This window comes from Kitasatospora sp. NPDC059827 (assembly GCF_042731675.1).
Lineage (GTDB): Bacteria > Actinomycetota > Actinomycetes > Streptomycetales > Streptomycetaceae > Kitasatospora.
Genome location: NZ_JBHWIV010000011.1, coordinates 93712 through 120628 on the forward strand (window position 1 = coordinate 93712; position 26917 = coordinate 120628).

Consider the following 26917-nt stretch of genomic DNA (forward strand, 5'->3'; position numbering starts at 1 on the left):
GGGACGCCAGCATGGTGGGTGGAGAAGGAGGAACCTGATGACCCGTCTGCGCCACCGGCCCGCCCTCGACGTCCGGGTGGAGGTCCGCGGCGAGCTGCCGCGCGAGGACGCCGAGTACGCCCGGAGCCGGGCGCAGGACACCGCGGCGCTCCTGGGCCCCGACGCCCACGGACTGCGGCTGCGGCTCACCCGGGCCCGCGACCGCATGCTCACCCGGCCCGCGCTCGCCCAGGTCGACGTCGAGCTGGACGGCACCGGCCCGGTCCGGGTCCAGCTGGCCACCGGCACCGCCCGGGAGGCCGTCGACCTGGTGCTCGGCACCCTGGCCGGCCGGGCGGTCCGGCTGCGCGAAGTGGGCGACATCGGTCTGGCCGCCGTGCACGAGAGCGCCTACCGGCCGCAGTACGCCGACCGGCCGCTCGCCCGGCGGCGGATCGCCCGGCACAAGGCGGTCGTGCCCGCCCGCCGCACCCAGGAGCAGGCGGCCCGCGAACTGCTGCTCCTGGACCGGCGGTTCCACCTGTTCCTGGACGCCGACACCGGACGGGACGGTCTGGTCCACCGTTGCCCGCTGAGCGGCGCGGTCGAGCCCTGGCCCACCGGCGGCGACGCGGTGCCGGTGCTCGACCTCGCCGAAGCGGCCCGCCGGCTCTGGCTCACCGGGCGCCCGTTCGTCTGCCACACCGGCCCCGAGGACGGCCGCGCCCGGGTGCTCTACCGCCGCTACGACGGGCACTACGGCCTGATAACGCCGGTAGCGGAGGGCGGTCGCGGGGCAGGAATGCCCTCGGCGCGCGATTGATCCGCGAGGTTCGACCGCCCGCCGGGCCGGACCGCCCGTCGGACTGCACCTCCCGCCGGGCTCCACCACCCTCCAGACGCCACCAACTCCACGACAGGGGAACGGGACCATGGACTGCGATGACGAGGTCATGCTGACCGTCCGGATCACCGCCGCCGAGCGGGCGCTGCTGCGGGACCTCGCGCGCGGCCACGGCGGCGACGTCTCCGGCGTCGCGGTCGACGGGCTCCTGGAGGTCATTCCCTCGCTGCACGACGACGGTTCGGTGCTGCCGCTGCTGCGGGTCCTGGCCCGGCCCGCGCCCTGTGCGGTCACCCTCTGGCTGCCCGCACCGGTCGCGGACCTGCTGCCGTTGCTCGGCGAGCGGCTGGTGCGCACCGGCGGCCCGTCGGCGGGCCCGGCCAGTGCCGCGCTCTCCGCCGCGCTGCGGGTGTGGCTCGCCGGGGACCGGGCGGTGCTCGCCGCCGGGCTGGCCCGGTTGCACGGCGGCTGCGGTGCGGTGGGGGTGGCGAGCGGACCGGCGGTCGGCGGTCCGGCCCGGGTCGGGGTCGCGGCCTGAGAGCCGGGGTGAGAGCCGGTGTGAGGGTCGGCCCGAGGTCTGGAGTGAGCCAAGTGACGGATCGTCATATCCCGTGTGGCGATGGCATGTCCGGGGCGGAAACTTCCCCGTTCGGGGCGCTGGCCAGCTCCCGGCGGGAGGTCTAGCATTCGACACGGCCCGCCGGGGCGCAGACCCCGAGGGTTCCGGCCGGGTGGCCGCCACCACCCCGTGCCGGGGAGCGCGTACCCCCCGAGTGCGCTCCCCGGCACTTCGCCGCCCGGGCTGCCGGGCCTCGCCTGTCGTTCCCCGTCCGCTCGGCCTCGCTTCGAACGGGATCGGGACTTTCGCAAGAGGTTTCTGTTATTCCCCGCCGTCCCACCGGCTCTCCCTCGTGTCGGAAGGTTCGGACCCCTCACCACAGGGTCCGGGCCGTCGCACGAGGAAAGGAACGCGATGGGACACCGGAGCAGCGAACTCCGCCGGCGCAGGCGCCGCAGGTTCACCCGCAGGAGCGCCCTGGTCGCCGTGGCGGTCGCGGCCGGACTGGTCGCGGGTACCCTGGGCCTGCGCACCGCGCTGGAGCCCGGGGCGATGCGCAGCACCGTCACGGCGGCGGACGCGCCGCTCGACGCGGTCGCGGACGACGGTGGCCCGGGGGAGACCGGTACCGCCGAGGGCGCCACCCGGGCGCCCGCCCCGAAACGGGACGAGAAGGCCGCTCCGCCCAAGGCGATACCCAAGGACCAGCCCGACCGTGGCCTGGTCTACGCGGGCTTGACCCTGCCGACCAGTGACCGCTGCGGCAACATGCTGGAGGTCACCGGCAGCGCCCAGTGCAGCCACGGCCCGGACGCGCCGCCCAAGGACGTGGACATCCGCAAGGACGTTCCGCCGGTCGCCGCCCCGGCCGCCCGGGTGCCCGCGCTCACCCCGCCCGCCGGAGCCCAACCACCCTCCACGGCCGATCTGTTGAAGGGCGGCGCCCCCGTCCTCGACGCCGCCCAGAAGGCGCTGCTCGGCGAGGCCGGCCAGGGCTCCGCGGCGCAGGACGCCGCCGCCCCGCCCGCTGCGGCCCCGGCCGCCGGAGCGGGCCTGGTCTGCGAGGGTGACGGCAGCGGCGGCAACCGCGTCCAGGTGGTGTACGTGCACACCCCCGGCAACGACCGGTTCGCCCAGTACCTGTCCTCCTTCAAGAAGTGGGCCGCGGACGTCGACGTCATCTACGACGCCAGCGCCGCCGAGACCGGCGGCGTGCGGCACGTCCGCTTCGTCACCGAACCCGACTGCACCGCCTCGGTGTTGAACGTGCAGATCTCCGACTCCGAGATCCAGGACTTCAACGCGAGCAACCGCGCCCTGGCCGCGCAGGGGTTCAACCGCAAGGACCGCAAGTACATGATGTTCACCGACGCCAAGGTGTACTGCGGGATCGGCACCTTCGCCGGTGACGAGCGCCCGGGCCAGGACAACCTCAGCAACTTCGGCCCCTCGTACGGCCGGACCGACTCCGGCTGCTGGAGCGGAACCACCGCCGCGCACGAACTCGGCCACAACCTGGGCGCGGTGAACAACAGCGCACCCAACTCCAGCAAGGCCGGTCACTGCACGGACGAGTGGGACATCATGTGCTACTCGGACGCCCCGTACTACCCGCAGATGCGGATCGCCTGCCCGGACCGCGCGCACGACGACCGGCTCGACTGCAACCACGACGACTACTACAACACCTCGCCGGCGCCCGGCAGTTACCTGGCCACGCACTGGAACGTCGCGAACAACCGCTTCCTCATCGCGGGCAACGGCGGCGGGACCGGGCCGAACCCCACGCCGACCCCGACCGCCACGGGGCCGACCCCGACCCCGACCGGCACGGGTCCGACCCCCACGGGCACACCCACCCGCACGCCCTCGCCGTCCCCGACGCCCACCGGCGGCCCCACCGCCACGCCCACCGGCTCCCCGTCGCCGACCAGGACCCCGGCCCCGGGCGGCGCCGGCCCCGATGTGACGACGAGTCAGATCACCCAGAACTCGGTCGTGCTGAGCTGGAACCCCGTTCCCTCCGCCGCCGGGTACGACGTCCAGCTGAACGGCCGGACCATCGGTACCGTCAGCTCGACCGTGGTCGGCGTGGTCCGGTTGGCCCCCGGCACCGGCTACACCGTGGCCGTCGCCGTCCGCGACGCCGCCGGAACGGTCGGCAAGCCCGGCCGCGCGGCGAACTTCCGCACCCTCGCCGACGCCGGCCGCCCGCAGCCCGGCACCCACTACAGCATGGTCAACGGCCTCACCGGCCAGGCCGCCGACCTGTGGGGCAGCTCGATGAACGACGGAACCGTGGCGATCGGTTACCAGCGCACCGGCTACGCCAACCAGAAGTGGCAGTTCGAGGACGCCGGCAACGGTGCGCTGCGGATCAAGTCCGCACGCTCGGGCAAGTGCCTGCAGCTCGGCGGCACCCCGGTGGCCGGGCAGTACGTGGCGCAGCAGCCGTGCTCCGACACCGCCGAGCAGAAGTGGCAACTCAACGCCGCCGAGGGCGGGTTCACCCTCACCGCTGACGGATCCGGTCTGGTGCTCGGGCTCAGCGACCGTTGGTACTACGGTGGTTGGCTGCTGGAGTTGCAGCAGCCGAACGGCCGGCCGTACCAGAACTGGTCGCTGCTGAAGACCTCGTAGCCCGGTACGACCGCACGATCCCGCACCACCCCGTACTACCCGTACGGCCCCGTACGATCCCGCACGGCCCGTACGATCCCGCACAGCGGGTGCGGCCGCCACCACCGGATGGCGGCCGCACCCGGCGCCGCCGCTCCACCTACCCTCACCCCCACCGCCGAGGACCGCCCGACATGCGAACCCGCACTCGCCCGCTGCTCGCCTCCCTCGCCCTCGCCGCCGTCGCCGTCCTGCCCACCGCCGCACCCGCCGCCGCCCATGGTGACACCGTCCACCTGGACGTGACCGGCCAGCAGAACGGCCGGGTCAGCACCGTCGCCACCTGGGAGAACGACCACGACCCGGTCACCGAGGAGTTCGCCGGCACGCTCTCCGCGACCGCCGCCGACGGCCGGACCGTCGGCCCCTGGCGGCTGGTCGCCGTGCCGGGCCGCCCGGGCACGTACACCACCCGGGAGTTGCTGCCCGCCGGGCACTGGAAGATCTCCGTCGACTGCGCCTTCCCCTCCTTGGGTCATGGCGAGCGCGAACTCGACGTCGAGGCGGCGGCGATCAGCGACCCGGTGCCGCTGGACGCGGCCGCCTCCGCCAACTCCTCGGCCTCCGCCGCGCCCGCAGCCTCCGCCGGACCTTCCGGCGCCACGCCCACCGCGGGCCCGACCGTGGTGGCCGTGGCGGCCACCACCGCCGCGCCCGCCCACGAGACCACCGACGACGCCACCACCTGGGCCGCCATCGGCACCGCCACCGCGGCCGTGCTGCTGGTCGGCACCGGCTTCTGGCTGCGCGGACGCGCCCGCCGCTGACGGGCCGGAGCACGGCGCCGCCCCGGCCGGCCGTCGGCGACCCGTGATCCGTGATCCGTGCCGCCCTGGCAAAACGGGAACCGGCGGCGCACGAAGCACGTCTGAGCGATCACCGGGCGTCACCGGACGCCCGGCCGATCGCAAGGGAGCATCCGCGCATGAGGAAGGTCCTGATCACCGGCGGTGCCGGCTTCATCGGCAGCACGGTGGCCTCGGTCCTGCTCGACCGGGGCATCACCCCGGTCGTCCTGGACGACCTGTCCAAGGGCCGCGCCGAGTTCGTGGAGAACCGCGTCTTCTACGGGGGCGACATCGGCGATGCCGCCCTGCTGGACCGGATCTTCACCGAACACCCGGACATCGACGCCACCGTGCACTGCGCGGCCAGGATCGTCGTCCCGGAGTCGGTGGCCAAGCCGCTGTTCTACTACCGGGAGAACGTCGCCAAGACCGTCGAGCTGCTCGACGCCCTCCAGCGCCACGGCTGCACCCGGGTGGTGTTCAGCAGCTCCGCCTCGATCTACGCGCCCACCCCGGACGGCCGGGTCGACGAGGACTCCGCGCTGGAGGCGAACAGCCCGTACGCGCGCACCAAGCTGATGATGGAGCAGGTGCTCCAGGACTGGACCCGGGGCGAGGGCGCCGAGCGGCAGCGGGTCATCACCCTGCGGTACTTCAACCCGGTCGGCGCCGACTCCCGGCTGCGCACCGGCCTGCAGAACCTCAACCCCAGCCACGCCCTCGGCAAGCTGATCGAGGCCCACACCGAGGGCACCCCGTTCACCGTCACCGGCGTCGACTGGCCGACCCGGGACGGCTCCGGCATCCGCGACTACGTCCACGTGCAGGACCTGGCGGAGGCCCACGTCGCGGCGCTGCTCCGGTTCGACGAGGTGATCGCCCCCGACGCCGCCGACCGCTTCCGGGCGATCAACGTCGGGACGGGCGAGGGCACCACCGTCCGCGAGCTGGTCGCCGCCTTCGAACAGGCGGTCGGCGGCAAGCTCGACGTCCGCGAGGCCGGCCCGCGCCCGGGTGACGTGATCGGCTGCTACGCCTCCGTCGACGCCGCCCGCGAGCTGCTCGACTGGTCGCCGCGGCGCACCCTGGCCGAGGGCGTCGCCGACGCGCTCGCCTGGCGCGCCAAGTGGGCCACCCAGCTCGGCGCGAACTGACCGGCCGCAACCGCTACTTCACGGCCTCGCCGGACTTCGCCCAGTTGTCGTGCAGGCGGTCCAGGTAGGACTGCGCCTGCGGGCCGATCTTGACGCCCCGGGCGAAGGCGAGCATGTTGCCCGCCCCGGCGTTGTAGCCGAGGGCGAGCAGCTCGTCCTTGTTCAGCGGGGCGCCCACCTTGGCGGGGAGCTGTTCGGCGAGGTCGTGGAGGTGCCAGGCGGCTGCCTGGACGGCCAGGTTGCGGTCGTCCGGCAGCTCCTCCCAACGACGGGAGGCGAACGGGCGGCCCGGCTTGGTGTCGTCGAAGGCGGCGCGGTGCATGTTGGCGATGCCGAAGGCGGCGTCCGGCTTGCCGCGCTGCCAGGCCCGCTCGAAGTCCGGGTCGTGCGGCTTGTACGCCTCGTTGTAGAGGATCGCCATCAGCAGCTGGGGGTTGACCCCGGCCTCGGCCGCGTACTGGCGCACCGGCGCCGCGTAGTCGGCGGGCTCGTAGCGGCCGGAGGGCTTCGACGGAGCCGCCGACGACCCGCCCGACCCGGCTCCCGACCCGGCTCCCGCGCCTGCTCCCGACCCGGCTCCCGCGCCCGCACCCGACCCGGCGCCCGCCGAACCGGAGGCGCCGGACGACGGGGCGGCGGCGGAGGACGAGGGCGCCGCCGAAGCGGCCCCGGGCTCGTGGCCGCCGCTGCGGACGATGCCCCACCCGGCCGCCGCCAGGACGCCGATCACGATCCAGCGCCCCCAGCGCGGACCTTTCTGCTCCTCGCTCACCGCCGTCGGCCCTCCCCGTTCGCCCGTCATCCAGTTCGACCGTCGTACGGTCGCTCGCGCCCCGCGGGAGGCCCGGCCGGTCCTACTCGGCGGACTTCGCGTCGCCGTCGAGGTTGCGCAGGAAGTCCTTCGCCTTCTCGACGCCGGTGTCGATCTGCCCGCTGTACTTGCCGTCCGTGCGGTCGTCGATCACGTCGCCGACCTTCTCCAGGCCCTGCCCGAGCACGTTGCTGTGCTCGCGGGCGAGGTCGGTGGCCTTGTCCGCGATGTTCTTAAGACTTTCAAACATGGTGACGCTCTACTCCTCTTGTGCGTTCCTGTTGGTGTGCCGACGTGGCGGGGATCATGGTCATCCTAACGAGGGCCGGCCGGGCGGTCCGCCGCTGCGGAACGGCGGCGAGTGACTTTGCTGAAATGGGTTTGTATGCTCCAGACCAGCCTCTACAGGCCTGTAGACGGCGGGAATTGCCAGCGGACGGATGGCGTCCCGGCACGAGGGGCGGCGTGGTCTCGCCGCCGCAGCCGAAACGATCGAGGGAAGTGCGCATGGCCGGCCAGCGGGCGAGAACGCCGTACCAGGACGCGGGACCTCGCATCGAGGACCCCGCCGTGCCCGCCCAGCGCTCCCGCGCGGCCGGCGGTGACCCCGACCCGTCGGGGCAGGCCCGCACCCAGCGCGCCGGGACCTCGCGCCGCAGGCAGCAGGCCCGTCGGCGCGGCGGACCGGTCGCCGCGCTCGCCGCGGTCGGGCTGCCGCTGCTCGGCGGGATCGGCGACGAACTCGGCGGCCCCGGCGTCGGCGTCCTGTTCGCGGTCGGCGCGGTGCTCGGCACCGGCGTCGCGGCCGTGCTGTGCAGTCGGAGCGGCCGCTGGTGGGTGCTGACCGCGACCCCCTTGGTGGTGCTGCTGACGGCCTCGGCCGTCGAGTACGGGGCCGATCCCGACAAGTATCAGGGCAAGGGCCTGGGCACCGGCGCGGTGCGCTGGGTGGTCGAGGCGTTCCCGGTGATGGCGACGGCGCTGGTGGTCGCGCTGCTGGTGATCGTGGTGCGCGCGGTGCTGGACCGCCGCCGGCCCCCCAGGGCCGGAGCCCCGAGCGGACGGGGCCGCCGTGGCTGACCGCACCAACCGCACCAACCACACCGAGCGCCCGCGCGGCCGGGCCCCGCGCCGTGGCTCCGCCGCGCGTCGCGGGCCCGCCCCGCTGACCGTGGCCGGCCGCACCCTGGCCTGCGCCGTCTCGGTCGCCGTGCTCGGCGCCAGCGGCTTCACCTGGTACGAGTACCGCAGCCTGGACGACGGCATGATCAAGTCCGGTGCGTTGAACGAGGCGAAGAAGAACGCCCCGCCGCACCTGGACAAGTCCGTCAACCTGCTGCTGATCGGCCTCGACAGCCGCAAGGACATGGACGGCAACGACCTGCCCAAGCAGTTCGTCGAGGACGAACTGCACGCCGGCTCCAGCGAGATCGGCGGCTACAACACCAACGCCCTGATCGTGCTGCACATCCCGGCCAACGGCGGGAAGGTCACCGCGCTGTCCGTACCGCGTGACGACTACGTGCAGACCGTCGGCGCCGACGGCAAGATGCACAAGATCAAGGAGGCCTACGGCATCGCCAAGGAGGCCGCCGAGTCGAAGCTCGCGGGCAAGGGCCTCTCCAAGGCGGATCTGGAACGGCAGAGCCGGGAGGCCGGCCGCTCGGCCACGATCCAGACGGTGCAGAGCTTCCTGGACGTCCCGATCGACCACTTCGCCGAGGTCAACCTGATCGGTTTCTACGACATCGCCAAGGCCGTGGAACCGATCCAGGTCTGCCTCAACCACCCGGTCGACGATCCGATCATCGCCCGGACCGCCGCGCACGAGGGCGGCGGCACCGGCCTCAAACTGCCCGCCGGGATCAGCTCGTTGGACGCCGCCCAGGCACTGTCCTTCGTCCGCCAGCGCCACCACCTCACCAACGGCGACCTCGACCGCACCCACCGGCAGCAGGCGTTCATCTCCTCCGTCGAGTACAAGCTCAAGCAGCAGGGCATCCTCAACGACTTCGGACAGATGCAGAAGCTGTTCGGGGTGGTGAAGAAGGACGTCGTGATCGACAACGAGTGGAACATCCTCGACTTCGCCCAGCAGGCGCCCAACCTCACCGGTGGCAACGTCGAGTTCAACACCCTGCCCATCACCGGGTTCAAGACCGTCGGCGGGCAGGAGGTCAACACCGTCAACCCGGACCTGATCAAGAAGATCGTCCGGCAGCTCTTCAACCGCGAACAGGCGCCCGCCGCCCCGGCCGCGGCGCCCGGCGGCGCCCCGGGCGAGACGGCCCCGCCCTCGCCCTCGCCCAGCGCCGCGCCCAAGTCGGTGGTCGACGTCAACGCGGCGGCGGGCGCGGGCGCCGCCGCCACCGAGTCCAAGGCGCTGGTCGACCTCGGCTACCAGGCCGGCCGGATCGGTGACGCGCCCGCGCGGATCCGCACCACCACCGTGACCTACGGCACCGGTGCCAAGACCGACGCCCAGGCGGTCGCCGCCCGGTACGGCGTCACCGCCGTCCCGTCCTCGGCCGTCCCGGCGGGCCACGTCCTGGTCACCCTCGCCGGCACCCGGACCGCGACCCCCACCCCGGCCACGACCGCCTCGGGCGCCCCCGCGCCGGCCGACGGCTCCGCCGACCCGGCCGCCGGGCTGCCGATGCAGGGGCCGGCGGTCAAGGCCGGCGGGATCCCCTGCGTGGACTGACCCGCGGTACGAGCGTCCGGCGGGGCCGCCCGCCGGACGCGCCAGGTGTCGGGTCGGATCGTGCTTCGGGTCGGATCGTGCTTCGGGTCAGGCCCGAGCGCTCAGGTCCAACCGGCCGTCCTGAGCACGGCGGAGGCGACGGCCGGGAGCGGCAGGCGGGTGGTGTCGACGGTGAAGTCCGCGACGCCGGCCTGATCGAGGATCCGGTGGAGCCCGTCGGCGCGCTCCAGGTGCCAGGGCAGGGACTCGGGGTCGTTGTCGGCCTCGTGCCGGCGCCTGAGCCGACCGTGGACGACGGGGAGGGCCGCCGTCAGGCGGCAGACCTGGAGCGGCATGCCGAGGGCGGCCCGGTAGCCGTCGCGCTCGGCGATGCTCTCGGCCACCCCGGCCAGGACGAACCGGCGCACCCCGGCGTCCCGGTAGTTGGCGGTCAGGGCGCGCAGGTTGCGCAGCAGCAGACCGAGGTTGAACGGGTCGCCCTCGGGGGCGGGCCACGCCTGGCAGAGCCGGTCGAGGTCCATGACCGCGTGCGGCACACCGGCCTCCTGGAGGAGGTCGCCCACCGCGTCGGCGGCCGAGGTCTTGCCGACTCCGACGGTGCCGGTGATCAGCAGGGCACGCGGCTCCGCCCCGTTCGTGTGGTCCTGGTGGTTCAGCACTGCTCGCTCCGTGTCCGGTGGTGTCCTGCCTTGGGCTGCTCCGCGCATCATGGCCCGGGTGCGGGCGGCACGGCGGTCAAGGGCGCGGGGCCTTCTCGCCGTGGACGGCGGTGTACTCGGCGGCCAGCCACGGGGCCAGGCCGTCGATGAGGGCGGCCAGGACCGCGCGGTCGGTGGTGGGGGTGCGGGCGACGGCCGCGGCCAGGCGCATCCGGTCGGCGTGGTCGGGGTAGTGGGCGGCGAAGGCCTCGGCGGAGAGGGTGAGGTCGCTGGTCCAGCCGCCCCAGCGGGGCATGACCAGGGTGAAGCCGGTGCGGACGAGTCGGCGGGAGACCGCGCGGCTGAGTGCGGTGAGCCGGGCGTCCGAATCGGCGGCGGCCAGTCGCTCGCGCCAGCGGGGGAGGGCGAGCGTGAGGTCGCCGTTGGTCTCGCGGGCGAGCAGGGAGTCCGGACGGTAGCGGGGGAGTCGCCCCGCGAGGTCCTCGCCGAGCAGCGGGGTGCACAGGCAGGCGACGAACCAGCCCAGGTCGTGCCGCTCCAGCTCGCTGAGCAGCGTGCCGGTGCCGAACAGGAGCACGCCGACGCCGTCGACCTGCGGGAAGTCCGCGTCGAGGGCGGCTTCGAGGGCGTCGGCCGCCCGTCGGTCGTCGGGTGTGGGCTCCCGGTGCAGGGCGAGCAGCAGGTCGAGGTCGGAGACACCGGGGAGCGCGGTGCCGCGCGGGATGCTGCCGTACAGGTAGGCGCCGTGCAGGCGGTCCGGGCCGAAGGCGGCGGCGATCCGCGCCCGCGCGGCGGCGACCACCGGCGCGAACTCCGGCCGGACGCGCTCCAGCGATCCCTCCCGCGCGATGTACCCGTCCTCGTCCAGTCCCTGAATGTCCATGGGCGAACCCTGCCGCACCGTCACGTGGTTGACCAGCGGATTTCCGGGGCCCGGGCGAATTGTCAGTGGGGCGTGCCAGCATCCATTGCACACGAACACGGAGGGAATTCTCATGGGCACCTGGGACATCGGTCATTTCGACAACGACACCGCGGCGGATTTCGCCGGTGGCCTCGACGACGCCGCGCCGGGCGAGCGCGCGGGCCTCGTCCGGGCGGCGCTGGAGCGCGCCGCCCGGAGCTCGGAGTACCTGGACGACGACGAGGGCGCGCAGGCCGTCGCGGCGGCGGCGCTGGTCGCCGCCCAGTGCCCGGGTGGCGGGGCGGTGACGACCGCCTACGGCCCCAAGGAGCCGATCGGCCCGCTGCCCGTCGAGCTGCGCCCGCTCGCCGTCGGGGCGCTCGACCGGGTGGTGGCGGAGGAGTCGGAGCTGGCAGCGCTGTGGGACGAGGCGGGAGCCAATGGGCCGTGGCGGGAGCGGATACGTGCCCTGCGGGAGATCCTGGCACCGGTGGAGCCGACGGCGGGCGTTCCGCTGTCCGGCGTGTGACGTCGACTCAACTGCGCTGCGCCGCCCGCCAGTAGGCGAGCGCGGCGAGGCTGGTGGCGGCCCCGAGCGCGCAGACGGCGTGCCAGCCGCCGTGGTCGTACACCACGGTGGAGGCGATCGCGCCCGCTCCGCAGCCGACGGAGTACAGCAGCATGTAGCCCGCGGTCAGGCGGCTCCTGGCCTCGGGGCGGACTTGGTAGAGGAGGTGCTGGTTGACCACGTGCACGGACTGGAGGCCGTAGTCGATGACGACCACGGCGAGCACCAGCCACCACACCGAGTGCGGCAGCAGCGCGGCCGGGAGCCAGGCGGCGAGCATGGCCACCAGGCCGAGGCCGGCGGTGCGTTCGGCGTGACGGCGGCCGCGGTCGGCCCGGCGTCCCGCGCGCCCGGCGCCGAGTGCCCCGGCGGCTCCGGCCAGTCCGAACAGGCCGATCCGGGTGTGGCTGAGCTCGAAGGGCGGTGCGGCGAGCGGGAGGACCATCGGGGTGAGCAGGACGGTGACGGCGGTGAAGGTGAGCAGGGCGAGCACGGCGCGCACGCGCAGCACGCGCTCCTCGGCGAAGAGCGTGAACACCGAGCCGACCAGCCGCAGGTAGCGGATCCGCTCGGTCGGGCCGCGGCGGTCGGGCGGGAGGACGGCCGCGACGGCGAAGGCCATGGCGCCGGTCGCGACGGCGGAGGCGAGGTAGACGGCGCGCCAGCCGGCCAGGTCGCCGACCGTCCCGGCGACGGTGCGCGCGAGCAGGATGCCGACCACGATGCCGCTGGTGACGGTACCGACCACCCGGCCCCGGTCGCCGGGCGCGGCGAGCGAGGCGGAGTGGGCGACGACGACCTGGGCGACGACGGCCAGCACCCCGACGGCCGCCATCGCGGCCAGCAGCAGCAGAGCGGAGGGTGCGACGGCGACGGCGAGCAGGGCGAGGACGGACAGCCCGAGTTGGGCGGTGGTCAGGGCGCGGCGGTCGATGTGGTCACCGAGCGGGACGAGCAGCAGCAGGCCGAGCCCGTAACCGACCTGGGTGAGGGTGCCGACCAGGCCGATGGTGGCCGGGTCGATGCCGTAGTCCCGGGCGATCAGGTCCAGCAGCGGCTGGGAGTAGTAGACGTTGGCGACGGCCAGGCCGCACGCGACGGAGAGCAGCCAGGCCACGGCCGGTGACAGGCCACGCGGCGGCGTGGCCGTGCGCGTCGCGTCGGTGGTGGGTGGGCCGGGTCGGCCGGTGGGAGCGGGGGAGGTCATGAGCGGGAACCCCTCGACGGGCAGCAGTGGTTTCAAAGTGCTACCGCATCACCCTGGCATATCCTGGTTTCAATAAGCAACCATGTGTCCGGCGGTACGCTGGCCGCCGACCGGTCGAGAGGTGGGAAGAGTGCCGAAACGCACCACGCACGAGGAGTCGACCTGCCCGGTCGCCCGCCCGCTCGACGTGGTCGGCGACGGCTGGACGCTGCTGATCGTCCGGGACGCCTTCGACGGGCTGCGCCGCTTCGGGCAGTTCCAGAAGAACCTGGGGCTGGCCAAGAACATCCTGTCGGCGCGGCTCACCAACCTGGTCGCCACCGGGGTCTTCGAACTCGCTCCGGCCGCCGACGGCAGCCCCTACCAGGAGTACCTGCTCACCGAGAAGGGCCGCGCATTGTTCCCGGTGATCACCGCGCTGCGGCAGTGGGGTGACGACTGGTTCTTCGCCGAGGGCGAGCCCCGGGCCCGGCTGGTCGACCGCGCCTCGGGCGCCCCGGTCGCCCCGGTGGAGGTGCGCTCGGCGGACGGGCGGCTGCTCGGCCCGGACGACGCGAAGGTGCTGCTGCCCTGAGACGTGCCACCGCCACCGGCGTTCGAGACGGCCGGTGGCGGCGGGGCGGTGGGGCAGTGGGGCGGTGGGATCAGGGGGTCGCGGGCGGGCAGGGCGTGACCGTGCCCGTCGGTCCCGGCTGCTTGCAGATCGGCGTGGCCGTCTGGGCGCCGGCCGAGGTGGCGCCGGTCGAGGTGCTGCCGGTCGAGGTCGTGGTGCCTTCGCTGGTCGCTCCGGTCCCGGTCGTGGTGGTCTTGCTGGTCGGTGCCTCGCTGAGCGTCGAGGCGGACGAGGAGTGGGTCGTCGCGGTGCTCTCGGACGGCCTGCCCGACGTGGTCGACGAGGTGGCCGCGGCTGAGCCCGTACCGGTGGAGGTGCCGGAGGACGTCGCCCCGCCGGACGTCGCTCCGGAGGAAGTGGCACCGGAGGAGGTGGCACCGGAGCTGGTGGCGCCGGAGGACGTCGCCCCGGAGCTGGTCGCGCCCGAGGTCGAGGCCGTCGCGCCGGACGAGGTCGCTCCGGAGGAGGTGGCACCCGAGCTGGTGGCGCCGGAGGAGGTGGCACCGGACGACGTCGCCCCGCTGGACGTCGCGCCCGAAGAGGTCGCGCCCGAGGTCGAGGCCGTCGCCGTCGGCGACGTGGGCTTCCACGGCACGGGCGGCGGAACGCCCGGCACCAGTTGCTTCGGCGGCTCGACGCGCTTGTCCACCACCTCGATCCGACCGGTCAGCCGGGAGAACCAGCCGCCCGTCTCGATGTTCACCAGGATGATCTCGGTCACCGGCTGCGGGGCCGGCACCACCACGATCAGCGTGGTCGGCTCGAAGCCCGTCCAGGCCTTCCCGGTGTACTTGGCGTTGCTCACCAGCACCGCCGGCTTCAACGGGTTGCCGCAGGCGCAGCGCACCCGGGGCACGCCCTGGGCGTCCACCAGGACGGCCGTGCCCGCCTGCAGCACGGACTGGTACTCGACCACGGCGCCGCTCTTGTAGCTGTGGTTGGTCACCCGGGTGTCCACCCGCAGGTAGGCCGAGGTCAGCGAGCGCAGGTAGGACGGGATCGCGGACTGTTCGATGCCCGCCGCCGAGGCCCAGGCCCGTCCGGCGTCACCGCTGGACACCATGCCGATCAGCCGTTCGGTGTCGCAGCTGGACCGGCTCATCGTCCCGCCGTACAGGCCCGCCGAGCTGCCCTGCACGCTGTGCAGGACGGCCGGGGAGCCGGTTCTGGAGGTGCCGCCCGGCTGTGCCGCCGTGCTGGTGGGAGCGGGGGCCGGGGCGCTCATGCCCTGGGTTTCCACCGATGGGGTGAACGGCGCCGGTCCGGGGTCGGCCGGGGCCTGGAGGGCGACCTCGTTGGCGGTCGGGACGGCCTCGTTCTTGCCGCCCTGGTTGTTGACGATCAGCACCGTCGCCACCACGGCCGCCGCCACCACGCCCGCCGCGACCGACAGCCCCTTCCGGGAACGCCACCACGGCGTGCGCGGACCCCGCCCGCTGCCCGCGCTGGAGCCACCCGCACCGCCCCCGGACGGCCCCGACGGTCCTGAGGGCCCCGACGGGCCCGAGGGCGGTGGCGGTACGGACGACGCACCGCCCGTGCCGCCACCCGACGGGGGGCCGGCCAGCGGGCCGGACGGGGGACCGGAGGGCGGGCCGTAGGGCGGCTCGCTCGGCGGGCCGGACGGGGGCGGTTGGGAACTCATCGAGGCTCCGTTTCGCAGGCGGCCGACACGAACGGTCGGCACGGGAAGCTCCTGCCACTGGGTTCCATTTCTCCCCCGGTGCCCCGTTCGCCGCAACAGCAGGTGGCCCCGCCGTCGCCGAGCGTGCCCCGCGGCGGTCGGTCACCCTGGGAACGGACCAGGCCCGTTCGAGCAGAGGGAGGCGGCATGCAGCAGCCCACCACCGGGGCCGCCGGCCCGCCCGGAGCCGTCCGCGGTTGGCTGGACGCGCTCGCCGTGGTGCTGGCCGGACTCGTCGCGATGGCGGCGGTGGCCGCGCTGGGCCTCTGGCTGGCCGGCGCGAGCGACCTCCCGGAGGGCGGCTTCCCGCCGGTGCTCGCCGCGACGCTGGCGCTGGCCGTCGGCGGCTCGGTCCAACTCGACGGCGGCGCGGGCAGCTTCGCGGCGGTGGACGCCGGGGTCAGCGCGATGCCGCTGAGCGTCTCGCTGGTCGGCGCGGTGGTGATCGCCGAGGTGTTCCTGCGTCAACTGCGCTTCCGGGCGGTCGCGGGAGGCGGTGAACTGCTGGGCCGGATCGCCCGGACGGTGGTGCTCTGGCTGATCGCCCTGGTGGTGATCACCGTCACCGCCAAGCACACCTTCGTGATCCAGCTCGGCGGCAGCCTGGTGGAGACCATCGGCGGCGCGCTCGGGCTCACCCCGGAGGTCGGCTTCCACGCGGACGGCGCCACCACCGTCGGCATCGGGCTGGCCTGGCTGCTGCTGGTGTTCGCCGCGGTCTTCGCGGTCTCCCGCCGGGCGCCGCTGCCGCGCGGCCTGTTGCGCTACCAACTCGCCGTCCGCCCGGCCGCGTTCGCGCTCTGGACGGTGCTGCTCGGGTACGTCGCGATCGGCGCGGTGGCCGGGGTCGTCACCGCGCTCGTGCACGGCAACGCCCGCTCGACCATGGCGGTGCTGCTGCTGGCCCTGCCCGACCTGGTCTGGCTGGCCTTCGGTCTCGGCCTCGGCGCCGTCTGGCACGGCCGACTGGTCGGCGCGCTCGGCCTGCCCGTCCCCCAACCGCTCAGCGCGGTGCTGCGCGCCCCCGGTGGGGGGACGGCGACCATCGACCTCGGCACCCTGGCCGAGCACGACGCGCGCAGCTGGTGGCTGCTGCCGGTGGCCGCCGTGCTGCTGACCGCCGCCGCCTTCCTCGCCGCCCGCCGCTCGCCGCGCCGCGTCCGGCTCTGGCAGCACTCCGTGCGCTTCGCGCTGGCCACCGCCGTCACCGTGCTGCTGGTGGGCCTGTGGACCCGGATGGACGCCGACTACGGGCTGTCCGTGCTGGGCGTCGGCCTCGGCCAGGGCGGACTGGGGGACCTGCTCGGTGCGGTGCTCGGCGGGGACAACCCGGTGTCGGCGCTGGGCAGCGGCAGCCTGACGCTGCGCCCGGAGCTGTGGACGGCGGTGCCGCTGGCGGCCGGCTGGGGACTGCTGACCGGACTGCTCGGGGCGCTGCTGGCGGCCCGGGTGCGGCACCCCGGGGAGGTCACCGGGGAGGTCACCGGCGATGTCGCCGGGGAGGGCGCGGAGAGTACCGGGGCGGGCACCGGCGGCTGAACCCGGAGCGGGCACCCGTACCCGCCCCGGCCTCAGAGCAGTTCGGCGAGCAGGACGGCCGCCGCCGGGACGGCCTGGCCGAGCGCGCCGCGCCACAGCTTCGGCTCCGAGACGAACAGGGTGGTCCCGCCGGCCACCATGAAGGCCGCGATGTAGAGGATCACCGGCCGCCCCGCCCCGGAGTGCCCGGTGTGCAGCAGGACCAGCCCGGCGACCAGCCCGAGGGCCAGGAACAGGTTGTAGAAACCGACGTTGAACCGCCACAGCCGGACCTCCGGGGCGTCCGCCGTGCTGCCGGTGAGCAGGTAGCGCACCCTCGGGTGCCCGTACAGGTAGCTCTCCAGCGGCCACACCACGAGGTGGATCGCGGCGGCGAGCATGGCGAAGACCTGGCTCACGGCGTTCATGGTCGACGGCTCTCCAGAGCTTCCTGGGACGGGCCCTGACGGCCCCGGTACGGCGGGTGGACGACCGGGCCGGCCCAGGCGGGCGGGTCCGGCACCGGGGTGGGGCCGGAGGCGCGGGCGACCGCGGGGACCACCCGGGTGGGCGGGCCGTCCGCCGTCCAGGGCGCGGGCCCGGTGGACGCGCGCAGCTCGGCGACGAACTGCAGGCAGCTGTCGTAGCGCTCCCCGGGCGTCTTGGCGAGCGAGCGGGCCAGCACGGCGTCGACCGCCTCGGGGAGGTCCGGGCGGTGCCGGCGCAGTTCGGGCGGCGGGTCGTTGAGGTGGGCCCAGAGCAGCGCGAGGTCGCTCTCGCGGCGGAACGGCGGGGTGCCCGCGAGCATCTCGAAGACCACGCAGCCGAGCGCGTACTGGTCGCAGCGCCCGTCCAGCGGCCGGCCGGAGATCTGCTCGGGCGCGGCGTAGTCGAGGGTACCGACGATCTGGCCGACGCTGGTCAGCCCGCTGAGCGAGAGGGACTTCTTGGTGAGGCCGAAGTCCGCCAGGTAGAGGTGCTCGGGGTGCTCGCTGTCGGTGCCGGCGGCGACCAGGACGTTGCCGGGCTTGACGTCCCGGTGCACCAGGTCGTGGTCGTGCGCGGCGTCCAGGGCGGAGGCGATCTGCAGGGCCAGCCGGGTGGCGCGCTCGATCGGGAGCGGGGCGTCCCGGTTGATCAGCGCGCGCAGGTCGCCGCCCTCGACGTAGCGCATCGCCAGGTAGAGGATGCCGTCGTGCTCCCCGGCCTCGAACACCGGGACGATGTGCGGGTGGTCGATGCCGGCGGCGGCCTCGGACTCGTGCATGAAGCGCTGCCGGAACACCTCGTTGCGGGCCAGCTCGGGGGCCAACAGCTTGACCGCGACGGTCCGGCCGAGCCGCAGGTCCTTGGCCCGGTAGACCACGGCCATCCCGCCGCGCCCGATCTCCTGCTCCAGCCGGTAGCCCGCCACCCTCCGCCCGACCAGGCCGGCGGGCAGCCCGCCGGTCGAGGGCGAGGACGAGGCCGAGTCGGCGGCCGGGCCGGAGGCGGAGGCCGGGGTGGAGGCCGTGGCCGGGGGTGGTTCGGCGGGGGTCACGGCTCACCCGTCCGGGTGGGCGCGTACGGGCCCTGCGCCTGCGGGTCGGGCACCGGTGCCGCTCCCGGCGTGACCGCGGACCCGACGGCTGCCTGCCGGTCGGTGGCCGCGTAGGTCTGCAACTGGAGCCCGTCGCAGTAGCACCAGCGGTCGTGCACCGGGTCGAACACCCAGAGCGCCTCGCCGTCCGCGACCAGGCCGATCCGCAGGCCGCGGGTCCGCTCCCGGAAGGACTCCAGGTCCAGGGCGCCCGTGGCGAGGTCCTCCAGCAGGGCGCGGTGCCGGGCGAGTGCGGCCCCGGCCTCGGCGAGGGCGGGCCGGGGGTCGGCGGTGCGGGCGGGTGGTCCGTCCGCGGCGGGGGGCGGTTGGGGGAGTACGACCAGCAGCCGGGCGTCCACCCAGGCGGTCCAGCCGTTGGAGCAGAGCACCTGGGCCCAGTCGCCCTGCCGGGCGATCAGCCGGACCGGGAGCAGCGGGTCGAGCCGGGCGGAGGGCCGTGCCGGGTCCGGCGCCGTCCAGGTCGCCAGGCCGTCCGGCGGGGCGACGTGGGTGGGGCGGAACGCGAACTCGTCCATGGGCGGGTACATTCCCTCCGCCGCGCCGACCGGTGCCGGGGGGCAGGGGTCGCGAGCGGCATTCGCACCGCAGTTCGTCTCCCACTCTACCGGCGGGGCCGGGGGCGGCTACTTGCGCATGACGCTCGGCTCGTGCCGCCGCAGCAGGGCGAGCACCGCCAGCCCGTACGCCGCCGCGAGGGCGGCCAGTGCGCCCATGGAGACCAGCCAGCCGGTGCGCTCGGGGCGGAACATCGGGTCCGCGGTGATCGGGCTCGGTACGGTGAGCCGGTTCAGGTCGACGGTGCGGGCCATCGCCGACAGGCCCCACCGGGACGGCACCAGCCAGGCGAACTGCTCCAGGCCGGGCACGCCGTGCAGCCGGAGCATCAGGCCGCTGAACACGACCTGGACGATCGCGAGGAGCACCAGCAGCGGCATGGTGGTCTCCTCCTTGGCGACCAGCGCGGACACCACCAGGCCGAGCATCATCGAGGTGAACGCCAGCAGCGCGACCGCGATGATCAGTTCCGGCAGCTGGGGCATCAGCACGCCGGTGGTCACCGGCGGCGGGGCGTTCGGGCGGGGCTGCGCGGTGAGCGTGACCCCGGCCAGGCCGACCACCGTCAGCACCGCGGCCTGCGCCACGGTGACCGCGCCGAGCACCACCACCTTCGACACCAGGTACGCCGACCGGGACAGGCCGACCACCCGCTCCCGCCGGTAGATCGCGCGCTCCTTGACCACCTCGCGCACCGCGTTGGCCGAGCCGGTGAGCACCCCGCCGAGACAGAGCGTGAGCAGGCAGTTGATGGCGTTCTCGTCGCTGAGCCGGCTGCCGGCCATCGCCCGGCACATCAGGCCGATGATGAACGGCAGCACGATCATCACGGTCAGGAACAGCCGGTCGGCGGCGAGCACCGCGGCGTACCGGCGCACCAGGGTGCCCAGCTGGGAGAACCAGCCCTGCGGCTTCTCCCGGCCGACGGGCGACGCGGCCGCCCCGGCCGGCTCCGGCGGGCGCGCCGGGGGCACCGGGTGCGCCGCCTCGGCCGCCACGTACCGCTGGTACTGCGGCGAGGCGCGGAAGCGCTGCCGGCAGAGCCCCTCGGTGTCGTTCTCGAAGGCCTCGAAGGCCTCCGGCCACTCCGCCTCGCCGAAGTACGCCAGCGCCTCGGTCGGCGGCCCGTAGTAGGCGGTCCGGCCGCCGGGGGCGAGCACCAGCAGGCGGTCGCACACGTTGAGGCTCAGCACGCTGTGCGTCACCACGACCACCGTGCGGCCGTCGTCGGCCAGCCCGCGCAGCAGCTGCATCACCGAGCGCTCCATGCCCGGGTCCAGGCCGGAGGTCGGCTCGTCCAGGAAGAGCAGCGAGGGCTTGGTGAGCAGCTCCAGTGCGATGCTGACCCGCTTGCGCTGGCCGCCGGAGAGGCTGGCGATCACCTGCTGCTCCCGCGCCTCCAGGCCCAGTTCGCCGATCACCTCGGAGACCCTGTCCTCCCGCTCCTCCTTCGCGGTGTCCCCGGGGAAGCGCAGCTCGGCGGCGTACGACAGGGCGCGGCGGACGGTCAGCTGGGTGTGCAGGATGTCGTCCTGGGGGACGAGGCCGATCCGGCGGCGCAGCTCCGCGTAGTCGCGGTAGAGGTCGCGCCCGTCGTACAGCACGGTGCCCTCGTCGGCGGGGCGCAGCCCGGTGAGGGCGTTGAGCAGGGTGGATTTGCCGGCGCCGCTCGGGCCGGCCACCGCGAGCAGGGCCTTCTCGGCGAGCGGGAAGCCGACGTCGTCCAGCAGCACCCGGTGGTCGGGGCCGACCCGGACGACCAGGTGCTGGACGTCCAGCGAGACCTCGCCGGTGTCGGTGTACTCGACCAGCCGGCCGTCGGCCAGGCAGAGCGAGGAGTGGCCGATGCCGACCAGGTCGGCCGGGCCGACCGGGGCACGGCGGACCGGGCGGCCGTTGAGGTAGGTGCCGTTGTGGCTGTCCAGGTCGACGATCTCGTGCCCGCCGTCCGGCAGTTCGCGCAGCTCGGCGTGGTGCCGGGAGACCACCAGGTCGTCCAGGACCAGGTCGTTGTCGGGGGCGCGGCCGATCCGCAGGGCGCGGCCGGGCAGTTCCAGCACGGCGCTCGGGCTGCGGAAGGTACCGGAGCTGCGCGGGGCGAGCAGCACCGTGCGCTCGCCGGGGGCGGGGCCGGGCAGGCCGGCGAAGGTCGCGGACGGGCCGGTGGCCGGGTCGCCGAAGCGCAGCCGGGTGCCCGGGCCGACGTCCTCGTGGTCGACCCGGTGGCCCTGGTCGTAGGTGCCGTTGGTGCTGCCGACGTCCTCCAGCAGCCAGTGGCCGTCGGTGGCGCGCAGCACCGCGTGGTGCCAGGAGACCCGGGGGTCGTCCAGCACTATCTCGCTGGTCGGGTCCCGGCCCAGGTGGTAGGCCCGGGTGGGGTCGATCAGCCGGGATTCGCGGTCGGTGACCAGGACGAGGGGCGGCGCGGTGGGTGCGCCGGGGCGCTGTCCCATGCTCGGCATTCTATCGTCGGCGGGCCCGAACGGCCTTTCCGGATCCTGACATTGGACTGGACCACTGCCTCGGCGCAGCACTATCGTTCGGCGTGCCCGCAGGCCGGACCACCGGCCGGACCACCGGATGGGAACCCATGACGATCTGGCCGCATCCGCGCAGCTCCCGGACCGTCCGCGCCGGCCGGGCCGACGGCCGGGTGCTGCGCCTGGGCCTGATGGACACCATGCTCGCCGACCTCGCCGTCTCCGTCGTGCTCTGCTTCGACCGGCCGCTGGACGAGGACCGGCTCGCCGCCGGACTCGCCCTCGCCCTGGAGCGGGTGCCGGTGTTCGCCGGACGGCTGCGCACCGAGGACGGCGCGCTCCGGGCGGTCTGCGACGACTCCGGGGTGCCGCTCGCGGTCTACACCGTGGACGGCACCCTCGCCGAGGCGATGGGCCGGGTGGTGGCGGCCGGCTCCGAACTGGTCGACCCGGTGGACGCCGTCGCCGCGCGCACCGGCGATGCCCCGCTGTTCACCGTACGGGTCACCCGGACCGCCGACGGCGGGACGGTGCTCGGCTGCTCCTGGCACCACGCGATCGGGGACCTGCACAGCTTCGTCCTGCTGCTGCGGATCTGGTCCGCGGCGGTCGAGGGCGAGCCGCTGCCGGAGGCCGAACTCGTCGACGACCAGGACGTGTTGCTGGCCGCCGTGCTGCCGGCCGAGGACTGCGGACGCCCCGGCTTCCGGCTGCCGGAAGCGGCGGAGGCGGAGCAGCTGGCCCGCGAGGTCGCGGCCGGACCGCGCGCCAACCGGACCGTCCAGATCGCCTTCACCGAGGCCGAGGTCGACCGGATGCGCGAGGAGTTCGGGGCGGCCGCCGGGCGCAGGCTCTCCCCCGGGGACGTGCTCTGCGCCCATGTGCTCGCCACCCTGCGGGAGTTGGACGGGGACCAGGCCGAGCGGATGCTCACCGTGCCGGTCAACGCCCGCCGCTGGCTGGGCCTTTCGCCCGCCCTGGTGGGCAATCTGCTGAGCGAGGTGCACGTGCCGCACCGGCCGAAGGACGGCCCGGCGGTGCTGGCGGCCGCGCTGCGGACGGCCGTCGAGGAGTTCCCGACCGCCCACCTCAACCTGCGCGCCAACCTGGACTTCCTGGCGGGGCTGGGCCGTTCACGGATGGGGGAGTGTGTGCCGCTGGGCTTCGACCCGCAGCAGCGCCGGTTCAGCTTCTCCAACTGGAGCCGCTTCGGCACCTATCGGGTGAGCTTCCAGGGCTGCTCCCCGGTGTTCGTTAGTCCGGCCGCCAACTACCCGCTCCCCTGGGTGAGTTGGACGATCGAGGGGTATCGCGGCGAGGGGTGGCTCAGCACCGTGGTGCTGCCCGCCCGGCTCGCCGCCCGGGTCCGCGGGGCGGACGGCCGGGCGGCGCTGCACCGGTTCCGGCTGGCGGGCGACGAGCCGCCCGCCTCGGCGGCGGTGCTGCCGAAGGTGCTGTGAGCCCTCCGGTGCGGCCTGGAAGGCCTGGTCGATCGCCCAGTGGCGCCAGGAAGTCCGCCACCGGGCGGGGGCGGCACCGGCCTGGCGCATGCCCTCGACCCACCGTCACGGTGGTGGCCGGGGGAGCCGTGACGGCGGGTCGGGGGTGTCGGGGGTGTTGGGGCCGGGGCCGGGGGTGTCGGGGCGGCGGTCAGCGGGCCTTCACGACGGACCGCAGCGCGTGCCGCAGCTGCTCGCGGCCGGGCTGGACGGCCCGGTCGAGGGCGGGGGCGAAGGGCAGCACCGCGCCGTCCGGGCGGGTGATCCGGCGCGGCGGGGCGATCAGCCGCATCTCCTCGGCGGCGGTGGCGAGCACCTCGGCGCCGAAGCCGCAGCTGCGGTTGGAGTCGTCCACGACGACCAGTCGGCCGGTGCGCTCCAGCGACTCGGCGAGCGCCGGCCAGTCGAAGGGGTGGACGGTGCGCGGGTCGAGCACCTCGACCGAGAGCTCCGGTGCCAGCTCCTCGGCGACGGCCAGGGCGTCGTGCACCAGGTGCCCGAGGGCGACCAGGGTGACGTCCGTGCCGGGTCGGTGGATCCGGGCCCGGCCGAGCGGCACCGGGGCGAGTTCCCAGGTCACCGTCTCGCGCACCGGCAGGGCGGCCGCCGGGGCGAACACCACCACCGGGTCAGGGTCGCGGATCGCCGAGCGCAGCAGCCCGTAGGCGTCGGTCGGGGTGGCGGGCACCACGGTCTTCACCCCGGCGTGCGCGAACAGGCTGTACGGGTGGTCGGAGTGCTGCCCGGCCCAGCCGTCCCGGGAGCCCGAGCCGGGCACCAGGCAGGTCAGCGGGACGGCTGCCTGGCCGCCGGTCATCAGCGAGAACTTGTGGGCCTGGTTGACGAGTTGCTCGAAGACCAGGAAGAGCAGCGAGGGGATCTGGAACTCCAGCACCGGCCGTCGCCCGGCCAGTGCGGCGCCCATCGCCATCGCGGTGAAGGCCTGTTCGGAGAGCGGGGTGTCCACGATCCGCTCCGGGCCGAAGCGGTCCAGCAGGCCCAGGGTGGGGCCGGCCAGACCGGCGCCGATGTCCTCGCCGAACACGCAGACCGCCGGGTCCTCGGCGAGTTCGTCGGCCAGGGCCCGGTTGAGCGCCTTGGTGTAGGAGAGCCTGGTCACGCCGACACCCCCGCCCGGGGCCGCAGACCGTCGGCGTACAGGTGGTCCAGCGCGCCGGCCGGGTCCGGGTGGGCCGAGGCCAGGGCGAACTCCTCGGCGGCGGCCAGCTGTTCGGCCACCGAGCGGTCCAGTTCGACGACCGCGGCCCGGTCCAGCGGGGCGGTGGCCCGGGTCAGCGGGTCGCGCTCGCGCCAGGCCGCGACCTCCTCGGGGGTGCGGTAGCGCAGTTTCATCCGGCGTTCCATGGTGTGGTGGCCCTCGTAGCGGTAGGTGCGGCACTCCAGGAAGCCGGGTCCGCCGCCCGCGCGGGCCCGCTCGACCGCGCGCAGGGCGGCGGCCCGGACGGCCTCGGTGTCCATGCCGTCCACCTGCTCGGCGGGGATGCCGAAGGCGGCGGCCCGGCCGGTGGCGGTGCCCGCGACGGCGGTCGCGGCGGGCAGGGTGGTGGCGTAGCCGTTGTTCTCGCAGACGAAGAGCACCGGCAGCCGCCACATCGCCGCGAGGTTGAGCGACTCCAGCAGCACGCCCTGGTTGAGCGCGCCGTCGCCGAAGAAGGACACCGCGACCGGGCTGCCCTCGGTCCCGCTCTCGGTGTGCGTGGTGTGCGTGGTGTGTGTGGCGTGCTTGGCGGCCCAGGCGGCGCCCACCGCGATCGGCGCCCCGGCGCCGACGATGCCGTTGGCGCCGAGGATGCCCAGCGAGAGGTCGGCGGCGTGCATCGAGCCGCCCCGGCCGCCGTTCAACCCGCCGACCCGGCCCGCGAGTTCGGCGAGCAGCCGGTCCGGGTCGGCGCCCCGGGCGAGCACGTGGCCGTGGCCGCGGTGGGTGCTGGTCAGCCGGTCGGCCGGGCCGAGCGCCGAGCAGACGCCGACCGCGACGGCCTCCTGCCCGATGTACGGGTGGATGCCGCCGGGGATCGCGCCGGACTTCACCAGGCCGAGCGCCAGCTCCTCGAAGCCGCGGATCAGCCGCAGCATCCGGTAGCGCTCGGCCGGGGTGGCCAGCGGGGCGATCGCGGCCGCGGGCGGTGCCGTCACAGCGTTCCCCGCCAGACCGTCGGGCAGAACGCCGGGTCGGCGTAGTCCGGTCGGCCGTCGGCGGTGCGGCGCACCAGCACGTCGTGGTTGTACACCACCGGGCCGCCGTCCGGCCCTTCGTGCCGCCGGTACTCGTTGGCGCCGTCCTGGAGGTGCAGCGAGACGGCCCGGCGGGGGAAGGAGGCCAGGTTGGGGCCGCTGCCGTGGTAGGTGCGGCAGTGGTGGAAGGACATGTGGCCGCGCGGGATCAGCATCGGGACCTTCCGCACCCGCTGCCCGTTGAATGCGGCGTTGGCGTCCAGGATGGCGTCCAGCTCGGAGTTGTCGCGGTCGGCGAAGTGCCGGGTGGAGTCCTCGCCGGAGGGCATCTCGCGCCAGCGGTGGCTGCCGTCGACCATGGTGATGGTCCCGTTCTCCTCCCGGCAGTCGTGGAACGGGATGAAGGCGGTGAGCATGTTCTGGGAGGTCGAGGTCTGCCAGTAGTGCTTGTCGAAGTGCCAGGGCACGTGGTTGCTGGGCTCCCCGGGCACCGGGGGCTTGTAGATCAGGGTGGCCTGGAAGATCCGGATCTCCTCGGCCCCGGCGAGCAGTGCGGCGACCGCGCCGACCAGCGGCTTGCGCAGGATCGCGCCGATCGCGTCGCTCTCGTGGTGGACGTAGTCGTTGTGCCGCTGGACCGGCCCGTGCGAGGGCTCCCAGGCGGCCAACCGGGGCGGGCGGACGGGCAGTTCGCGGTCCCGGTGGCCCGCGTAGTACAGCTCGGTGGCGGCCTGGAGGGCGTCCAGCTCCTCGTCGGTGAACAGCCGGCGGGAGAGGTACCAGCCGTGCTCGCGGTAGTGCGCCACCTCCTCGGGGGTGGGCAGCAGGGCGTGTTCGGCGTCGGTGAGGCGGAACTCGGTGGCGGTGGTCATCGGTGGTGCTTCCCTTCTGGGGGCGGTCAGCGGGCGGCGGCGGAGGTCTGTCGCTCGACCGCCTCGTAGAGCGCCTTGATGTTCGCGGTGCCGAACGTGCCCGCGCCCTGGCGCTCGATCAGTTCCAGGAAGGAGGTGCGCCGCGGGTGGGTCGAGCGGGCGAAGATCTGGAACAGCTGGCCGCCGTGGTCCTGGTCCACCAGGACGTGCAGGTCGCGCAGGGTCTCCACCGGGATGGCCGTCCCGCCGAGCCGCTCGGTGAGCGCGTCGAAGTAGGCGCCCGGGGTGGTCAGGAACTCCACGCCGCGGGAGCGGGCGGTGCGCACGGCGGTGGCGATGTCGTGGGTGCTGAACGCCAGGTGCTGCACCCCGGCGCCGCCGTGGGCGGACAGGAACTCGTCGATCTGGCCGGGGCGGCGGGCGGTGTCGGGCTCGATCAGGGTGAAGGTGACCAGGCCGGAGGAGCTCTGCACCACGGTGGAGTCCATGGCCTGCTCGCCGACCTCGATGTACTCCTCGAAGATCGCGTGGAAGCCGAGCGCGGCCTCGCAGAACCGTACGGTGTCGGCGAGTTCGCCACCGGGCAGGCAGATCGCGACGTGGTCGAGGGCCTCCAGCAGCCCGGGCTCGGTGCTCCCGGTTGCCCCGTTGGCCCGGTCCGTCCCGGCCGCGTGCATCGAGGTGAACCGCAGGGCGGTGTCGCCGAATCCGGCGATCAGGCAGGCCTCCCGGTCCAGCACCCGGGCGCCGTGCCGTTCGGCCCGCTCCAGGGCGGCCTTCGGGTCGGTGCAGCCGAGGGCGAGCGCGGCGACGCCGTCGCCGTGCCGGGCGACGTAGGCGGAGACCGGGTGGCCGGGGTCGGCGGCGGCGGTCAGGCGCAGCCGGATCGAGCCCTGGCGCAGGTCGATGGAGCGGGTGCCGTCCGCCGAGGTGGTCGGGGGTGCGGCGGTGAAGTCGTAGTCGGCGTGCAGTTCGGCGGCGGTTTTGTCGGCGTCCGCGCAGTGGAACTCGACGCGGGCGATGGTCTGGATGGACAACGGGATC

25 protein-coding genes are annotated in these 26917 nt (G+C 74.5%); 11 read left to right on the forward strand and 14 right to left on the reverse strand.

The features are described from left to right. The first annotated feature begins 37 nt into the window (after window positions 1-37). From ACFV8H_RS09855 to galE, 5 genes are all read left to right on the forward strand, one after another. Complete coding sequence (locus tag ACFV8H_RS09855; protein ID WP_380398064.1) at window positions 38-802, forward strand: sigma 54 modulation/S30EA ribosomal C-terminal domain-containing protein; 765 nt, start codon at window positions 38-40, stop codon at window positions 800-802. A gap of 109 nt (window positions 803-911) precedes the next feature. Next, complete coding sequence (locus tag ACFV8H_RS09860; RefSeq protein ID WP_375886857.1) at window positions 912-1361, forward strand: hypothetical protein; 450 nt, start codon at window positions 912-914, stop codon at window positions 1359-1361. A 435-nt stretch (window positions 1362-1796) separates the two neighbouring features. Beyond that, the gene (locus ACFV8H_RS09865) at window positions 1797-4022 is read left to right on the forward strand and encodes an RICIN domain-containing protein (RefSeq protein WP_380398066.1); all 2226 of its coding nucleotides are present in this window, start codon (window positions 1797-1799) and stop codon (window positions 4020-4022) included. 173 nt (window positions 4023-4195) lie between these two features. Continuing rightward, a complete protein-coding gene (locus ACFV8H_RS09870; protein WP_380398068.1) occupies window positions 4196-4828 on the forward strand; it encodes a hypothetical protein in 633 nt (210 codons plus the stop codon). A gap of 158 nt (window positions 4829-4986) precedes the next feature. Then, the gene (gene galE / locus ACFV8H_RS09875) at window positions 4987-6003 is read left to right on the forward strand and encodes a UDP-glucose 4-epimerase GalE (RefSeq protein WP_380398070.1); all 1017 of its coding nucleotides are present in this window, start codon (window positions 4987-4989) and stop codon (window positions 6001-6003) included. A 13-nt stretch (window positions 6004-6016) separates the two neighbouring features. Here the strand turns inward: galE and ACFV8H_RS09880 are convergent, their stop codons facing one another. Together ACFV8H_RS09880 and ACFV8H_RS09885 are read right to left on the reverse strand one after the other, a co-directional pair. Next, a complete protein-coding gene (locus ACFV8H_RS09880; RefSeq protein WP_380398072.1) occupies window positions 6017-6775 on the reverse strand; it encodes a lytic transglycosylase domain-containing protein in 759 nt (252 codons plus the stop codon). Window positions 6776-6857: 82 nt separating this feature from the next. Next, window positions 6858-7064 carry an antitoxin gene (locus ACFV8H_RS09885; RefSeq protein ID WP_380398074.1) on the reverse strand — a complete coding sequence of 69 codons (207 nt, stop codon included), beginning with the start codon at window positions 7062-7064 and terminating at the stop codon, window positions 6858-6860. A 257-nt stretch (window positions 7065-7321) separates the two neighbouring features. Here ACFV8H_RS09885 and ACFV8H_RS09890 point away from each other — a divergent pair, with 257 nt between their 5' ends. Both ACFV8H_RS09890 and ACFV8H_RS09895 read left to right on the forward strand, forming a co-directional pair. Continuing rightward, a complete protein-coding gene (locus tag ACFV8H_RS09890; RefSeq protein ID WP_380398076.1) occupies window positions 7322-7894 on the forward strand; it encodes a DUF6542 domain-containing protein in 573 nt (190 codons plus the stop codon). Then, window positions 7887-9518, forward strand: coding sequence for an LCP family protein (locus ACFV8H_RS09895; protein ID WP_380398078.1), 1632 nt, complete (start codon window positions 7887-7889; stop codon window positions 9516-9518). The genes ACFV8H_RS09890 and ACFV8H_RS09895 overlap by 8 nt, the downstream gene beginning before the upstream one ends. Before the next feature lie 101 nt (window positions 9519-9619). On the opposite strand, the gene ACFV8H_RS09900 is transcribed toward ACFV8H_RS09895, so the two are convergent. Together ACFV8H_RS09900 and ACFV8H_RS09905 are read right to left on the reverse strand one after the other, a co-directional pair. Beyond that, window positions 9620-10177, reverse strand: a complete 558-nt coding sequence (locus tag ACFV8H_RS09900) for a hypothetical protein (protein ID WP_380398080.1) — start codon at window positions 10175-10177, stop codon at window positions 9620-9622. A 76-nt stretch (window positions 10178-10253) separates the two neighbouring features. Then, on the reverse strand, window positions 10254-11060 hold the full coding sequence (locus ACFV8H_RS09905; RefSeq protein ID WP_380398082.1) for a nucleotidyltransferase domain-containing protein: 807 nt from the start codon (window positions 11058-11060) through the stop codon (window positions 10254-10256). A 112-nt stretch (window positions 11061-11172) separates the two neighbouring features. On the opposite strand from ACFV8H_RS09905, the gene ACFV8H_RS09910 reads away from it, so the two are divergent. Beyond that, window positions 11173-11610 carry a DUF4259 domain-containing protein gene (locus ACFV8H_RS09910; protein ID WP_380398084.1) on the forward strand — a complete coding sequence of 146 codons (438 nt, stop codon included), beginning with the start codon at window positions 11173-11175 and terminating at the stop codon, window positions 11608-11610. Window positions 11611-11617: 7 nt separating this feature from the next. Here the strand turns inward: ACFV8H_RS09910 and ACFV8H_RS09915 are convergent, their stop codons facing one another. Beyond that, window positions 11618-12856, reverse strand: coding sequence for an MFS transporter (locus ACFV8H_RS09915; protein ID WP_380398086.1), 1239 nt, complete (start codon window positions 12854-12856; stop codon window positions 11618-11620). 130 nt (window positions 12857-12986) lie between these two features. Between ACFV8H_RS09915 and ACFV8H_RS09920 the strand changes: the two genes are divergently transcribed. Beyond that, entirely contained in the window at window positions 12987-13430 is a 444-nt protein-coding gene (locus ACFV8H_RS09920) for a winged helix-turn-helix transcriptional regulator (RefSeq protein WP_380398088.1), read from the forward strand. A gap of 70 nt (window positions 13431-13500) precedes the next feature. Here the strand turns inward: ACFV8H_RS09920 and ACFV8H_RS09925 are convergent, their stop codons facing one another. Continuing rightward, window positions 13501-14829: a DUF6777 domain-containing protein gene (locus ACFV8H_RS09925; protein WP_380398090.1), complete on the reverse strand. Its 1329-nt coding sequence runs from the start codon at window positions 14827-14829 to the stop codon at window positions 13501-13503. Window positions 14830-15300: 471 nt separating this feature from the next. Between ACFV8H_RS09925 and ACFV8H_RS09930 the strand changes: the two genes are divergently transcribed. Next, window positions 15301-16692, forward strand: coding sequence for a streptophobe family protein (locus tag ACFV8H_RS09930; RefSeq protein WP_380398092.1), 1392 nt, complete (start codon window positions 15301-15303; stop codon window positions 16690-16692). Between the two features lie 32 nt (window positions 16693-16724). On the opposite strand, the gene ACFV8H_RS09935 is transcribed toward ACFV8H_RS09930, so the two are convergent. The 4 genes from ACFV8H_RS09935 to ACFV8H_RS09950 all read right to left on the reverse strand — a co-directional run bounded on the left by ACFV8H_RS09935 (window position 16725) and on the right by ACFV8H_RS09950 (window position 21279). Beyond that, complete coding sequence (locus ACFV8H_RS09935; RefSeq protein ID WP_380398094.1) at window positions 16725-17099, reverse strand: DUF1304 family protein; 375 nt, start codon at window positions 17097-17099, stop codon at window positions 16725-16727. Continuing rightward, window positions 17096-18112 (reverse strand): serine/threonine-protein kinase, encoded by a 1017-nt coding sequence (locus tag ACFV8H_RS09940; protein WP_380398156.1) that lies wholly within the window; start codon window positions 18110-18112, stop codon window positions 17096-17098. The genes ACFV8H_RS09935 and ACFV8H_RS09940 overlap by 4 nt, the downstream gene beginning before the upstream one ends. A 95-nt stretch (window positions 18113-18207) precedes the next feature. After that, window positions 18208-18786, reverse strand: a complete 579-nt coding sequence (locus ACFV8H_RS09945) for a hypothetical protein (protein ID WP_380398096.1) — start codon at window positions 18784-18786, stop codon at window positions 18208-18210. A 108-nt stretch (window positions 18787-18894) separates the two neighbouring features. Then, window positions 18895-21279 (reverse strand): FHA domain-containing protein, encoded by a 2385-nt coding sequence (locus ACFV8H_RS09950; RefSeq protein ID WP_380398098.1) that lies wholly within the window; start codon window positions 21277-21279, stop codon window positions 18895-18897. A 137-nt stretch (window positions 21280-21416) separates the two neighbouring features. Between ACFV8H_RS09950 and ACFV8H_RS09955 the strand changes: the two genes are divergently transcribed. Then, entirely contained in the window at window positions 21417-22766 is a 1350-nt protein-coding gene (locus ACFV8H_RS09955; RefSeq protein ID WP_380398100.1) for an acyltransferase, read from the forward strand. Window positions 22767-22956: 190 nt separating this feature from the next. Here the strand turns inward: ACFV8H_RS09955 and ACFV8H_RS09960 are convergent, their stop codons facing one another. Genes ACFV8H_RS09960 through hppD form a run of 4 tightly spaced genes read right to left on the reverse strand, consistent with a single transcriptional unit; the run spans window position 22957 to window position 26910 of the window. Continuing rightward, window positions 22957-23925 (reverse strand): alpha-ketoacid dehydrogenase subunit beta, encoded by a 969-nt coding sequence (locus ACFV8H_RS09960; protein ID WP_380398102.1) that lies wholly within the window; start codon window positions 23923-23925, stop codon window positions 22957-22959. Further along, window positions 23922-24962 (reverse strand): thiamine pyrophosphate-dependent dehydrogenase E1 component subunit alpha, encoded by a 1041-nt coding sequence (locus ACFV8H_RS09965; RefSeq protein ID WP_380398104.1) that lies wholly within the window; start codon window positions 24960-24962, stop codon window positions 23922-23924. The genes ACFV8H_RS09960 and ACFV8H_RS09965 overlap by 4 nt, the downstream gene beginning before the upstream one ends. After that, entirely contained in the window at window positions 24959-25873 is a 915-nt protein-coding gene (locus ACFV8H_RS09970) for a phytanoyl-CoA dioxygenase family protein (RefSeq protein ID WP_380398106.1), read from the reverse strand. The genes ACFV8H_RS09965 and ACFV8H_RS09970 overlap by 4 nt, the downstream gene beginning before the upstream one ends. A gap of 26 nt (window positions 25874-25899) precedes the next feature. Continuing rightward, window positions 25900-26910 carry a 4-hydroxyphenylpyruvate dioxygenase gene (gene hppD, locus ACFV8H_RS09975; protein WP_380398108.1) on the reverse strand — a complete coding sequence of 337 codons (1011 nt, stop codon included), beginning with the start codon at window positions 26908-26910 and terminating at the stop codon, window positions 25900-25902. Window positions 26911-26917 lie beyond the last annotated feature (7 nt).